The following is a 13,471-nucleotide window of genomic DNA, read 5'->3' as shown; positions in this document are numbered from 1 at the left end:
AATTAAAATAAAATTAAGAATGTATTTTGCACCTGATTAATGCGCATTATTAACAACTTATGTGAAAGTATTTTATTTAACATGTAAAAAATCTTTAGTTATCAGGTGTTTATGTTTGTGTTTTTTGTATTTGTACGAATAGGGTAAAAATTAAGGTTTGACAGTGAGTATGAAATTTTGACAATATCACTCACTGATGCCACCGGTGGCAGTAAAAGTGTTATAGTAAAGCTATACGAGTTCTGACTAATAAGTATATTAAGCTCTATTTAGCTAATTTCAGGAGCAGAAATGACAGACATATCATCAACGGGGTTAAAACGCCGTAATTTAATAAAAGCGCTAGGGGCTGCCTCAGTGTATTCAGCTTTCGCCCCCAATACGTCATTTGCCGGTTGGTTATTTAATAACGAACAAAAACAAGATGATTGGATTAAAGCCGCGACTATTCGGGCAAATGTAATTCGTCCGATTTTCCAAGATAAAGTCTTTAACCTTGTTGATTATTTTGAGATTTCAGATGTTGATTACGAACAAGCATTTCAACGCTCTATACAAGCTTGTCATGCTGCTGGCGGTGGTCAAGTCGTTGTGCCAAAGGGAGAGTATCTGACAGGTCCAATTCATTTATTATCCAATGTAAATTTGCACTTAAATGAAGGTGCTGTGGTTAGATTTGTTACTGACCCCAAACGGTATTTGCCTGCAGTTATAACACGTTGGGAAGGTATGGAGTTAATGGGCTATTCCCCTCTGATATATGCCTATAAACAAACAAATATTGCCATAACGGGTAAAGGAACACTTGATGGTAGTGGTGATAATAACACTTGGTGGCCTTGGAAAGGCCCACATAAAGAAGGTCATTGGACACTTATTGAAGGCGAAGATCAAAAACCTGCACGCATGAAATTAATGGCAGATGTGGAAAACAATGTCCCAGTAAATCAGAGGCACTATGCAGAAGGAGCGTATTTACGTCCTCCGTTTATCCAACCGTATTTATGTCAAAACATTCTAATTGAAGGTGTCACCATCACCAACTCACCGTTTTGGTTAGTGAACCCAGTTCTGAGTCAGCACGTGACTGTGAAAGGTGTGAAGTTTATAAGTCATGGACCTAATTCAGATGGCTGTGACCCTGAGTCTTGTGATCATGTATTAATCGAAGATTGCATGTTTGACACTGGCGACGATTGCATAGCAATTAAATCAGGTCGGAATGCTGACGGCCGACGCATTAATATTCCAAGCCAAAACATTGTTATTAGAAACTGTTTGATGAAAGAGGGACATGGCGGTGTTGTAATTGGCAGTGAAATTTCTGGTGGGGTGAACAATGTATTTGTTGAAGATTGCCAGATGGATAGCCCACATCTTGAACGTGCAATTCGAATAAAAACAAATTCAATTCGAGGTGGTGTCATAGAACATCTCAGGTACCGAAATATCAATGTAGGTAAAGTTAAAAATGCCATCGTTGTAAATTTTTATTATGAAGAAGGCGATGCCGGTAAGTTTGACCCAACGGTTAGAGACGTTGTGATTGAAAACTTGCGCTGCACAGAAGTATTAAACCAACCATTAAATTTACAAGGCTTTGAACGTAAACCCATTAGTGATTTTCATTTAATAAATTGTGAATTTAACCAAGCTAGTAAAGCATCTACAGTGAAGAATATCACTAATTTCACGTTAGAAAATGTAACCATTAATGGCCAAATAGTTAGCCCAGAAGCGTTAATTAACGCGAGTTAAGCTGAATTATAGATATGTTGCACAGGACAAATTGATGAGCAAAAATATACAAAAATTAACACTGCATCCAGATAGATTATTTTCTAGTGATGACAAAGTGATTGAAGTCGCTAGAAAGTTATATGAAAAAGTTAAAGATTTACCAATTATAAGCCCACATGGCCATACTGACCCTAGTTGGTTTGCAGATAATAATAACTTTGAAAATGCGGCAGATTTGTTAATTCGTCCTGATCATTACGTATTTAGAATGTTATACAGCCAAGGTATTAGCCTTGAGTCTTTGGGGATTCCACAACATGGTGAAAAAGGCGATTTAGCGGGGTCTCGCCAAGTTGACCCCCAAAGTATTTGGCAGATATTTGCAGATAATTATCATTTATTTGCCGGCACACCATCGGGATATTGGTTGGATGCCACCTTCTCTAATGTATTTGGTTTCACCGATAAGTTATGTAGCGAAAACGCGACAGAATATTACAATGAGATCAATAAACAATTGGCCACGCCAGAGTTTAAACCTCATGCATTAATGGACCGATTTAATATTGAATTAATTGCCACGACTGAAGGGGCGTTAGATCAATTACCACACCACCGTAAACTTAAAGATTCAGCGTTTGCTAAACGAGTGATCACTTCATTCAGACCGGATGATGTCGTTGACGCAAGTCGTGAAGATTTCAAGCAGAATGTAGCTAAATTAGCTGAATTAACTGGTGAAGATACCAGCGATTGGCATGGATATTTAGCAGCAATTCGACAACGTCGTGCTTATTTTAAAGAGCATGGTCGTGCGACCGCAACGGATCATGGTCATCCAACGGCACTTACGGTAAATCTTGATGAACAGCAATGCCAGGCATTGTTAGATAAAGCTTTAGCAGGAACCGCAACGGAAACAGAACAAGAATTATTCCGTGGTCAGTTATTAACAGAGCTGGCAGGCATGAGTATAGAAGATGGGTTGGTTATGCAAATTCATCCGGGGGCGCATCGTAACCATAATCATGGTTTGTTCGAACGTTATGGACGTGACAAAGGCGCGGATATTCCAAGTCAAACTGAATATGTCAATGCGCTTAAACCTTTATTGGCAAAATATGGCAATGATCCGCGTTTAGATATTATTTTATTTACCCTTGATGAAACGACTTACAGCAGAGAACTCGCGCCATTAGCTGGGCATTATCCGAGTCTTAAACTCGGTCCAGCTTGGTGGTTCCATGATAGTCCGGCTGGCATGTTAAGGTTCCGTCAACAAACGACGGAAACGGCGGGTTTTTATAATACCGTTGGCTTTAACGACGATACTCGTGCGTTTTTGTCTATTCCCGCTCGTCATGACGTAGCTCGTCGGGTTGATTGTCGTTATTTAGCTGAGTTGGTAACAAATCATCAAATCACCTTAGGTGAGGCTCATACTTTAGCGTATGAGTTGACTTATGGGTTAGTGAAACAAGCATACAAATTATAATAATTAAAAGCAGTTGTTTGAGGTAAGGTTATGAAGTTTAAATTAAGTTTATTGTCGCTATTGAGTTTGTCATCTTTGTCATTAATGACAGGCTGTAGTCCTGAAAAGTCAGATTTAATGGACAAAACAACTCAAGATAATTGGATAGCAACAGCTGAAATCCACAATCCTTCGAACTTTGACCGCCCAGATCAAACATTATTTTTTAGTTATTATGATTTAGGTTTACCTGCGTCATTCGAACAATCTTTATTATTCAAAAACGATAAAAACCAATTTAGCTCTCAGGCCATTGACTCCGACTTTGATGGTGACATGGATGGTGTTGTTGTGACTGCCTCCATGACAAGTGGTGAAACTCTCACACTTGATGCATTTGTTGCTAGCGACCCGCGCTTCGCTGCAACTAAACGTACTCAAGCTGAAATTTCACTTAAAGTCGGAGGTCAATGGCAACCTCATTCTAAATACCCTGATACTCAATTTGAAGAATATGTCGGCGGGGAGTTTAGTAATGTAGATAGTGTAGAACCCGAAAGTAAATACACAGATCATTCTAATTGGTTACGTTATGAAGGCCCTGGTATTGAATCGGATAAGGTGGGCTACCGAGTTTACTTAGATTGGCGAAATGGTTTTGATATTTTTGGTAAATTAACTGATAAACCAGTACTACAAAATGTAGGGCTTGATGGTTATGAGTCATATCACCATGAGCAACCGTGGGGAATGGATATTCTTAAAGTTGGTAGTTCATTAGGCAGCGGTGGGTTTGGGTTATGGCATAAAGATCAAGTTGAACGCATTACCAAAGCGGACTCACGCAAAGTCACAATTAACGCCAATGGAGATCTGTTTTCAGCTTTTACTATTAACTATAAAGGTTGGCAAAGTGCGGTTGGTAAACAAAACCTAGATGCTCATATATCTATGTCGGCAGGAAGTCATTTAGCAAATATAACATTAGATTTTGAACAGCCTGTTGAGACTATAGCCGCAGGTATTGTGAAACATCCCAATACTGAGTTAATCACTGGCGACATGGACATTACTGGAAAAGCTTATAGTTATATTGCCAGTTGGGGGGCGCAGTCTCTTGACGGTAAAATGTTAGGTATGGCGGTTTTCTTCAAAAAAGAAACATTAAAACAAGTTACATCGGATAAAAATAACTATTTAGCTATTTTAACACCAAAGGGCAACCAACAGATTTATAACAAAAACACCCAGCAACTGGATTATTATTTTGCTGCATTGTGGCAGCCTGAAAGTGGTATTGATAACAAAGAAGCTTTTACGAAATACCTTGAGCAGCAAGCTGAGCGTTTAACGGTTAAACCGAGAGTTAGACTTAAAACTAAAAAGAGTTTAGCTGCCAAACAACAAAAGTTAACCAGTAAAGTTGCATTAGATTGGGCTATTAAATTAGCCGACAGCGAGTTAAATCGTAAAACGTATACTTATGAATACTCGGGATGGGATATCAATCGTCGTCGTTTACCAAAGTTTGAATATGATATTGTTGGTTTGTACCCACATACTTTAAATCGTATAACTGAAGCAACCGGTGATAAAAAATATCAAGATGCATTAACGAAGATCACAGGCTCATTTATTGATGAACAAGGCAATATTAAACGGTTTAAAAAATCTAATTATAATATCGATAGTGTGGCGCCTGGGCGCGCGGTATTAAAATTATACCAATTAACCAAAGATGAAAAATATAAAAAAGCGGCGGATTTATTACGTCAACAACTGGCAGAACACCCTAAAACAAAAGAAGGTGCTTTTTGGCATAAGAAAAAATATACCTCTCAGGTGTGGTTAGATGGTGTTTACATGGGCATGCCGTTTTTAGCTGAATATTCAAACAAATTTGAGAATGGTCATAGCCTAGAAGAGGTCGTTAAAGAGTTTACGTTAACTTATAAATATCTTAAAGATCAGCAAACTGGTTATTATTATCACGCATGGGATGAGCAAAAGCAGCAAGGTTGGGCTGATAAGAATACAGGTTTATCTCCTGAGTTTTGGGCCCGAGGGATGGGCTGGTTAGCCATGGCACTCGTAGATGTGTTGGACTTAATCCCTGAATCTGAAACAGAATTACGTTTGCCTCTTATTAAGATGTCACAAGAGTTGGCCGCGTCACTTAAGGTATCTCAAGACTCGGAAACAGGGACATGGTGGCAAGTGTTAGATAAACCTAATCAATTAGGTAATTATCGCGAATCTAGTGCATCAGCCATGTTTACTTACTTTTTAGCAACGGCCATTGATGCAGGAATTATTAGTGATGATTATAAGGACACAACATTAAAAGCATTTAACGGTTTGGTGAATGAATTTGTATTAGTGCATGATAATGGAGAGATCAGTTTAACCAGTTTATGTTATGTAGCAGGGTTAGGGTTTGGCCGTGATGGCAGTTATCAATATTATATGAGTGAGCCGGTTGTTAATAACGATCCCAAAGGGACTGCACCTTTTATGTTAGCCGCACTGGCCGTACATGACCTATTAAAATAATATGTAATCTTGCTGTTGATTTTTTGAAGCCCAGTTTGTCGCTGGGCTTATTTATTTTAAGGCGAGTATAAAAGAAGTCTTAGTCTTAGTTTTGGTTTAAGAAGGAACGAGAAAGCTAATTTAATTGGCATTAGGTAACAACTGTAGTCAAATTTGAACGAATCTGAATAGTGAAAACGTCTAATTTAATTACAAATGGATTTAAATACTCTAACCTATAAGTTCACTTCGTTGTTTAATTACCAAAGTTTGGATTTATGTCTCGTCAGAAAAACGTTTTTATCTCCGTCATTTTTAGCTTGATTATATTGAGCAGTTTCGACGGTTTAACATGCCAAATGGATCCAAAATCAAAAGAAACAAGGTTGTATTTCCCTCCAAAATTATCGTCTATCAACACAGAACAAGATTACGTTTATCAATTATTACAATTAGCGTTAGCCAATTCTGAATCACGTTATGGTAAATGCAGTTTGCATTTATTAGACAATAAATTACCCCTTAAACGTATAGAGCACATGTTAGGTTTTGACCGTGGCATTGATATAGGCGCGTTTACGGTTACAGAAGATAGAGAACAACGCTTCTTGCCTATCCGCATTCCAATTTCAAAAGGGTTACGCGGTTATAGAGTTTCTTTTATTAAAAAAGGTGACCAAACTCGGTTTGATGGGGTGAATCAGGTTCGAGATCTGAAAAATTTCACTGCAGGTCAAGGTGATGGTTGGGCTGACAGTAAGATATTTAAATACAATAACCTACCTGTAGTCGAGGCGGGGAGTATTAATACGATTATCGATATGTTGAGTTATCAAAGGTTTGATTATTTCCCCCGAGGCGCATTAGAGAGTGTATTTGAGTTAGACGAATTTAAAAATAAACCTGTGGAATTAGAAAGTAACTTATTATTGATATACCCAAGTTTAACTGTTTTTTATGTGAATAAAGATAATAAGTTATTGAGAGACCGTTTGGAATTTGGTCTGAATACAGCAATCGATAATGGCCAATTTGAACAATTTTTTAATTCCCATCCAATCTCTGTTGAGGCGTTAACATTATTAAACTTAGATAAACGTAAAAAGCTATTTTTATGTAATCCATATTTACCCAAATGGGTTCCACTTATGCAGGACAAATACTGGTTACAACCTTGGCCTGAACATGTTCATAAAGACCAATGCAGTTAAGAGAGCAATGTAATTAAGAGAGCAATGGGTTAATCCGTTCTCTGAATTTTTTGGATGGTGCCATCGGCATTAAAACTGACGTTTTCCATCGCACTATGACGTTGTCGTTTACCACAAAGACTATCTTTTGCATTTATCCAACGGTGATAAAATAAAATCCACTGACCGTTGAAATTAACTATCGAATGATGGTTGTTTGCATTGTTTTCTTGCTCCATAAATACACCTTGATAAGTCCAAGGTCCAGTTGCAGACTTAGCTGTATAATATGCAAGTTCACGATTATTTTCTGGCATAGTGTAGTAATAAAGATCATTACGTTTAAACACCCAAGGGCCTTCCATTTTTGGCTCATAACCTCCCATATCCATTTTGATAAACTCCCCATCAATACTTAATAGGTCATCTTTCATTTTGGCTACATAATAGTCATGGTCTTTACCATGAAAATATAAATACGTTTGCCCGTCATCATCTGTAAAAATACTAGGGTCGTTTGCGTAAGGTTTGCGCCAAAGTGGTTTGCCTATGGCATCTTTAAAGGGGCCCGTTGGTGATTGACTAACCCCAATCCCTAATCCCATCCACTTGGTGCTTTTACTTGGCGTTTCTCTGTCCTTATAGCCATTGCCGGCTGGAAAAACTAAATAATATTGACCATTTTTATAAATGGCATCGGGGGCCCAAGCGTAGTTATCAGCCCAAGATAAATCGTCTAATGACATGACTGAGCCATGATTAGTCCAAGTATTCAGATCGCTTGAGGAAAATACCATCCAGTCTTGCATATGGAAGTCTTGTTGGCATTCAAGATCATGGCTGACATATAGATAGATTTTACCATCCTTCCACACATGAGCGGATGGATCCGCTGTTCGTAAATTAGGCCCTAAATCGAGGATCTTTGCATAGGTTGTATTGCTAATTAACACCAAGGAAATCAACATGGAAATACACATGATTAACTTGAACTTATCTAGCGAAACCTTGTAGATCTTTGAGTACATAATTTAACCTATAACCCTTTATAAGAATATGTTAAATGTTTTGGATCTGGTGTACGTAATAATTTAGACAAAGGATGTTTTTGTGCTTTTAATTCAGTCAAAACAAGTTGCGCGACTTCTCGGGCTCCTAATTGATTTAAGTGGGTATTGTCGGTGATGCCATTAGGATAATTGGGGTGTAAGTCTGGTTTTATATGCATAAAACGCAAGGCTGATAAGGTTAAACCTTGCTGTTGAAAATGTTCCCGGGTAAGGGTTTCCATATCTATAAAACTAACGTTAGTGTCTTTGGCTATGTTTCTTACAATATCAGCGTAAGGGTGAGTCAATTTTAGTTGGGCATTATCGTCAAAGTGACGGCGGGTTATGGGAGTCATTAATATAACACTAGCCCGTTTATTTTGTGTTATGTGGATCATGTTTCTGATATTAGATTCGTATTGCTCAGGTGAAGTGTAGCGGTCAACTTTATGTTTGGATTGGTCATTATGGCCAAATTGTATAAAGACAAAATCACCAGGTTTCAGGTTTTGTTCTATCTTGTCCCATAATCCTTCTGCGATAAAGGTTTTGGTACTTCGACCATTTCTAGCTAAGTTGGTCACCGTAACGTCTTGCGCAAAGAAGTGGGCAAATGGCATTCCCCATCCTGTTTCTGGGTAGTCTTTGGGATCTTTAATGGCCATGGTGGAGTCACCGGCCATAAATACTTCAATTGCTAAGGCGTGAAATGAGAAGAGGGTAATGAAGGAGCTTAATGCTCCCATAAATAAAGCTGAGGATAGTCGATTGGTTAACTTGGACATTGTTTAGTTGATTCCCTAGTTATCAGATAGGGTTTGACCACGATTTTTTCGTGCTCAGCACCTTGATCTGGTGAAATACTTTGAATGAGTTTTTGAGTAGCTAAGCGTGCAATCTTTTGTACTGGGCGCTTTATCGTTGTCAGTGATGGAATGATCCTAGAGGCGATAATATTGTCATCAAAACCAGCAATGGATAAATCACTTGGAATTTTTATTCCTAAATCGCTAGATACCCTAACTGCTCCTGCTGCCATTTCATCGTTATTAGCAAAAATAGCAGTTGGTCTAGGTGTTTGGGTTAATAATGCGCGGGCACATTCAATACCAGTCTCATAGGTATTTTCGCCAAACTGGATTCGATTTTCTGGCAAGTCTAAACCATTCACTCTAAGTGCGTCTTTAAAGCCTTCAAAACGCTCTTTAGATGAATGGAAAGCCATTGGTCCTGTGATCATAGCAATGTCAGTATGTCCGAGTTCTATCAAATGCTCGGCAATATCTGTCATAGCACCACGGTCATCAGATATTACAATATTATCTGGATCACCAAGGTCTGTTGATGCAATACGAATACAAGGTAATTTAATGGATTTAAATGCTTCTGCTAATTTGTCACTCTCTGATACTGGTGGTATGACAATAATGCCATCAACTCTTGAGCGACTAGCAAAGTTTAAGCAGTCTTCTATAAAGTCATCAGATTGCCATTGGCAAGGGTGAACTACCAGTTCAAAGCCTAATGAGGAACATATATCTAATGCCCCTCGTTGCACTTGGTCTATATAGAGTGCATCGGGATTGTCATAAATTAACCCCAACAAATACGAACGATTAGAGGCTAAACCTCGGGCTTGTTTATCTGGCTGAAATTTAACTTCTTTGATTATTTGTTCAACACGCTCTCGAGTAGCTTGACCAACCATAGGCGAGCCATTAATAACTCGTGAAATAGTTCGTTTTGATACACCGGCAATGCGTGCAACATCATTGATCGTTATGTTGGTTTTCGTTTCCATTATCTTTTCCAGTTTTAACTGACTAAACTAACGTGTTTAGTCAGTTTAAAATTCAGTATTAAAGTAAGCCTAACATTCTAGGGAGTGTCTCACTTATTGCTGGAACATACGTCACTAACATTAGCACCAAAAACATAACAAAATACAAAGGTATCATTGGCTTAATGATTTTGTGGATAGACGTTTTAGCAACTGCACAAGAGACAAAGAGAACACTGCCTACAGGAGGAGATACTAACCCAATTGACAGGTTTAATACCATCATAATACCAAATTGTATTGGTCCCATTCCAAGTTCAGCTGCCACCGGTAGAAATATTGGGGTGAAAATTAATACGGCTGGAGTCATATCAATAAAAGCACCAACCAAAATCAGTATTAAATTAATCATTAATAAAATAACAATTGGGTTATCGCTGTATTGTAAAAAGAAGTCACTAATTCCCTGAGGGATATGGGCATAAGACAACAACCATGACATAGCCGAAGATGCGCCTATGATTAACATCACTATAGCGGTCGTTTCGCAGGCTTTTAAAAATAACGCTGGTAATGATTTAGTGGAAATTTCTTTATAAATAAACACCGATAAAACCAAAGCATACAATACTGCGACAGCGCCGGCCTCGGTTGCAGTGAATACCCCACCGATAATGCCGCCAATTACAATAAAAACTAACAATAAACTCGGTAGTGCCGCGGTGACTTTTTTGGCAACTAAGTTAAAGGGTAAACGTGCAGATACCGGATATTTATTTTTAATGGCGTACAACATACATACAGTCATTAACGCCAAACCCACTAATATTCCCGGAACATAACCGGCAACAAATAAAGCGGCAATAGACACACCGCCGCTGGCGATGGCATAAATAATAAGAATATTACTTGGTGGTATTAACATGCCAGTGGTTGCGGCCGATGCGGTAACTGCGGCTGCGAAGTTTTCATCGTAACCGTGTTTTTTCATTTCTGGCACCATAAAGCTACCAATCGCAGACGTGGCGGCTACGGCTGAGCCTGATATAGCACCAAACATCATGCAAGACATGACATTCACCAATGCTAAACCACCAGGTAGAGCACCAATTAACGCCATCGCACATTCAATAAGACGTTTAGCAATACCACCTTGTCCCATAATAAGTCCGGACAAGATAAAAAATGGAATGGCTAATAAAGCAAAGCTATCAATGCCTCCAGCCATTTGTTGAGCGATGGTGGTTGTTGCGGCTGTAAAGTCGATGTGCATTAACAAAGACACTAACGTGGCTAATCCAATACAAATTGAAATAGGTACGTTGATGAGCAACATGGAAAAGAATACGAGTAATAAAATAAGCGCAGTGATATCCATTATATGCTCTCCTTGTTAGTTAAAATGGTACGAATATTAAGTGCGGCAAAAAGAGTAATAAGCATGCCTGACAGTGGGATTACGGAGTAGACCCAACCCATTTGTAAGCCAAGGGCTGCTGAAGTTTGTTTTAACTCTAAGGTCAATATCATCAAAGATAGGCCACCGTAGACCATAACTAAGGTCGCAAATAAGAGCACCAATATTTCAATTAAGACCAAAGCGTAATTTTTTAATTCAGCAGGCAGTTTTTCGACAAATAAGTCTAAACCTAAATGGGCTTTTGTTTTATACGCATAAGCGGCACCTAAAACGCCAATCCAAATAAGTAAGTAACGAGATAATTCTTCTGTGTATGAACTTGGGGATCCTAAAATAAAGCGTGAAAATACTTGCCAGCTGACGGTAACCACTATGGCTAACATCATTAACATTAATAGTTTTTCCAGCACGTGATTGATTTTTGATAGTAGAGAATTCATGAACCCAGCCTTACATTGATTTTATTTTTTTGATCTGTTCTGCAACAGGGCTGTTGTCGAAAGTTGCATGAAACGGTGCAACTTGTTTTTGGAATGCAGCTTTGTCAGGGTAGGTGACTTTAACGCCCTCTTTGATCACTGCAGCCAACGCATCATCTGAGGCTTTTTGCCATAATGACTTTTGATAAACCACGGAGTCCGCCATGGCTTGTGATAACCAATCTTGTTGTTGTTTATCTAACGAGTCCCAAACCGGTAAGCTAGCCAAAATGATGTCGGGCACAAAAGTATGTTCATCTAAGCTGTAATAACGGGCTATTTCATAATGACGGGATAAATAGTAACTCGGCGGGTTGTTCTCGGCGCCGTCAACGACACCTTGTTGTAAGGCCGCGTATAATTCTCCCCACGCAATTGGTGCTGCAGCGCCGCCTAAGGCTTTAACCATGTCCATTGCCGTAGGGCTATTTAATACACGGATCTTCTTACCAATTAAGTCTTCTGGTGTGTTTATTGGAGCGTCAGAAGTATAAAAGCTTCGGCTACCGGCATCGTAATAGCCCATACCTTTTAACTTAGCAACGGCGGTTTTATCTAAAAGAGATTGGCCAATTTCACCTTCTAAAATTTTCCAGAAGTGCTCACGGTCACGAATAAGATATGGAATGCTAAACAACTTCATTTCCGGTACAAACCCTTCTAATGGACTGACCGATACTTTTGTCATCGATAAACTGCCAATTTGCAGTAATTCAATCATTTCTCTTTCTGAGCCTAATTGCCCACCTGGGTAGATAACCAGTTCCATTTTTCCGTTGGAATAATGGTCAAGTCTCTCTCCCATATGGACCATAGCTAGATGCACAACGTGTCGTGTATCTAATGTATGCCCTAAGGTTAAACGTGTTTTACCCTGTTTTTCACCGCAGCTGGCTAAAGTGAACATGGCGATGATTATTATTAGTATGCGCATGTTTGTACCTTGTTATCGTAATTGGTTAGGATCGTGAAAATCCATATCACTGTAATCTAAATTCTCACCAGCCATACCCCAAATAAAGCTGTAATTTTGTGTGCCACAACCTGAGTGTATAGACCAAGGTGGCGAAATGACCGCTTGCTCGTTATGCACCCAGATATGTCTGGTTTCAGTGGGTTCCCCCATAAAATGACAAACCGCTTGCGACTCAGGGACTTCAAAATAGAAATAAACTTCGTTACGTCTATCATGCTGATGGGCTGGCATCGTATTCCAAACACTGCCATCTTTTAAACAAGTAATGCCCATCTGTAACTGGCAGGTTTCAACCACAGAATTGATCATAGATTGATTAATGTCTCGTTCATTACTGGTAGTTAAACTGCCCATTTGCAGTTGTTTACCACCTCCAAAAGGTACTCGTTTATTGGCGAACGATTGATGGGCAGGTGCTGAATTTAAGTAAAATCTTGCAGGTGTTGTACTTTCAACACTGCTAAATGTTACTTGTTTGTTACCACTGCCCAAATATAAAGAATCTTTGTAGTTAAGTGGGTACTCTACCCCATCTGCCGTCACAACTCCTGCACCACCTACATTGATAATGCCAAGTTCTCGGCGCGATAGAAATGTGTCTGCTTTTAATGCATCTAACGTTTCTAATGTGAGTGTTTCATTAACGGGGACCGCACCACCAACCATAAAACGTTCATAATGGGTATACACCCAATTAATGGTATCGTCTTGCATTAACGTGGCCGCTAAAAATGCATCTCGAAGTTGTTGGGTATCAAACCCTTTCACTTCGTTAGGACCGATAGCGTATCGGTTTTCAAAATGAGTTCTTGTCATAACATAAACCTATAT

The 13,471-nt window shown here is 39.0% G+C and carries 11 protein-coding genes; 4 read left to right on the top strand and 7 right to left on the bottom strand.

From position 1 onward, the window contains the following. Nucleotides 1–291: 291 nt before the first annotated feature. From KO505_RS08035 to KO505_RS08020, 4 genes are all read left to right on the top strand, one after another. Nucleotides 292–1,758 carry a glycoside hydrolase family 28 protein gene (locus KO505_RS08035; RefSeq protein ID WP_216054928.1) on the top strand — a complete coding sequence of 489 codons (1,467 nt, stop codon included), beginning with the start codon at nucleotides 292–294 and terminating at the stop codon, nucleotides 1,756–1,758. 34 nt (nucleotides 1,759–1,792) lie between these two features. Next, nucleotides 1,793–3,235, top strand: coding sequence for a glucuronate isomerase (gene uxaC, locus KO505_RS08030; protein WP_216054927.1), 1,443 nt, complete (start codon nucleotides 1,793–1,795; stop codon nucleotides 3,233–3,235). A gap of 30 nt (nucleotides 3,236–3,265) precedes the next feature. Beyond that, on the top strand, nucleotides 3,266–5,767 hold the full coding sequence (locus KO505_RS08025) for a glycoside hydrolase family 88 protein (protein WP_216054926.1): 2,502 nt from the start codon (nucleotides 3,266–3,268) through the stop codon (nucleotides 5,765–5,767). Nucleotides 5,768–6,105: 338 nt separating this feature from the next. Further along, on the top strand, nucleotides 6,106–6,957 hold the full coding sequence (locus tag KO505_RS08020; protein WP_216054925.1) for a hypothetical protein: 852 nt from the start codon (nucleotides 6,106–6,108) through the stop codon (nucleotides 6,955–6,957). 29 nt (nucleotides 6,958–6,986) lie between these two features. Here KO505_RS08020 and KO505_RS08015 read toward each other — a convergent pair whose 3' ends face one another. Genes KO505_RS08015 through kduI form a run of 7 tightly spaced genes read right to left on the bottom strand, consistent with a single transcriptional unit; the run spans nucleotide 6,987 to nucleotide 13,456 of the window. Continuing rightward, complete coding sequence (locus KO505_RS08015) at nucleotides 6,987–7,964, bottom strand: family 43 glycosylhydrolase (RefSeq protein WP_252731702.1); 978 nt, start codon at nucleotides 7,962–7,964, stop codon at nucleotides 6,987–6,989. A gap of 8 nt (nucleotides 7,965–7,972) precedes the next feature. Then, a complete protein-coding gene (locus KO505_RS08010; protein WP_252731701.1) occupies nucleotides 7,973–8,770 on the bottom strand; it encodes a rhamnogalacturonan acetylesterase in 798 nt (265 codons plus the stop codon). Further along, nucleotides 8,758–9,786 carry a LacI family DNA-binding transcriptional regulator gene (locus tag KO505_RS08005; RefSeq protein ID WP_216054924.1) on the bottom strand — a complete coding sequence of 343 codons (1,029 nt, stop codon included), beginning with the start codon at nucleotides 9,784–9,786 and terminating at the stop codon, nucleotides 8,758–8,760. The genes KO505_RS08010 and KO505_RS08005 overlap by 13 nt, the downstream gene beginning before the upstream one ends. 58 nt (nucleotides 9,787–9,844) lie before the next feature. Then, a complete protein-coding gene (locus KO505_RS08000; protein ID WP_216054923.1) occupies nucleotides 9,845–11,143 on the bottom strand; it encodes a TRAP transporter large permease in 1,299 nt (432 codons plus the stop codon). Next, nucleotides 11,143–11,625, bottom strand: a complete 483-nt coding sequence (locus KO505_RS07995) for a TRAP transporter small permease (RefSeq protein WP_216054922.1) — start codon at nucleotides 11,623–11,625, stop codon at nucleotides 11,143–11,145. Before KO505_RS07995 ends, KO505_RS08000 begins: the two co-directional genes overlap by 1 nt. Before the next feature lie 10 nt (nucleotides 11,626–11,635). Beyond that, nucleotides 11,636–12,598, bottom strand: coding sequence for a TRAP transporter substrate-binding protein (locus tag KO505_RS07990; RefSeq protein ID WP_216054921.1), 963 nt, complete (start codon nucleotides 12,596–12,598; stop codon nucleotides 11,636–11,638). 12 nt (nucleotides 12,599–12,610) lie between these two features. Beyond that, a complete protein-coding gene (gene kduI / locus KO505_RS07985; RefSeq protein ID WP_216054920.1) occupies nucleotides 12,611–13,456 on the bottom strand; it encodes a 5-dehydro-4-deoxy-D-glucuronate isomerase in 846 nt (281 codons plus the stop codon). Between the last annotated feature and the right edge of the window lie 15 nt (nucleotides 13,457–13,471).

This window comes from Psychrosphaera sp. F3M07 (assembly GCF_018860345.1).
In the GTDB taxonomy this organism is placed as follows: Bacteria; Pseudomonadota; Gammaproteobacteria; order Enterobacterales; family Alteromonadaceae; genus Psychrosphaera; species Psychrosphaera aquimarina.
The sequence above is the reverse complement of the archived record's forward strand: the minus strand, read 5'-3'. Positions and strand labels throughout refer to the sequence as shown.

Excerpts from the sequence above, each read along its gene's own strand:
- KO505_RS08035 (WP_216054928.1), top strand. The coding sequence starts at position 292 with ATGACAGACATATCATCAACGGGGTTAAAACGCCGTAATTTAATAAAA.
- uxaC (WP_216054927.1), top strand. The coding sequence starts at position 1,793 with ATGAGCAAAAATATACAAAAATTAACACTGCATCCAGATAGATTATTT.
- KO505_RS08025 (WP_216054926.1), top strand. The coding sequence starts at position 3,266 with ATGAAGTTTAAATTAAGTTTATTGTCGCTATTGAGTTTGTCATCTTTG.
- KO505_RS08020 (WP_216054925.1), top strand. The coding sequence starts at position 6,106 with ATGGATCCAAAATCAAAAGAAACAAGGTTGTATTTCCCTCCAAAATTA.
- KO505_RS08015 (WP_252731702.1), bottom strand. The coding sequence starts at position 7,964 with ATGTACTCAAAGATCTACAAGGTTTCGCTAGATAAGTTCAAGTTAATC.
- KO505_RS08010 (WP_252731701.1), bottom strand. The coding sequence starts at position 8,770 with ATGTCCAAGTTAACCAATCGACTATCCTCAGCTTTATTTATGGGAGCA.
- KO505_RS08005 (WP_216054924.1), bottom strand. The coding sequence starts at position 9,786 with ATGGAAACGAAAACCAACATAACGATCAATGATGTTGCACGCATTGCC.
- KO505_RS08000 (WP_216054923.1), bottom strand. The coding sequence starts at position 11,143 with ATGGATATCACTGCGCTTATTTTATTACTCGTATTCTTTTCCATGTTG.
- KO505_RS07995 (WP_216054922.1), bottom strand. The coding sequence starts at position 11,625 with ATGAATTCTCTACTATCAAAAATCAATCACGTGCTGGAAAAACTATTA.
- KO505_RS07990 (WP_216054921.1), bottom strand. The coding sequence starts at position 12,598 with ATGCGCATACTAATAATAATCATCGCCATGTTCACTTTAGCCAGCTGC.
- kduI (WP_216054920.1), bottom strand. The coding sequence starts at position 13,456 with ATGACAAGAACTCATTTTGAAAACCGATACGCTATCGGTCCTAACGAA.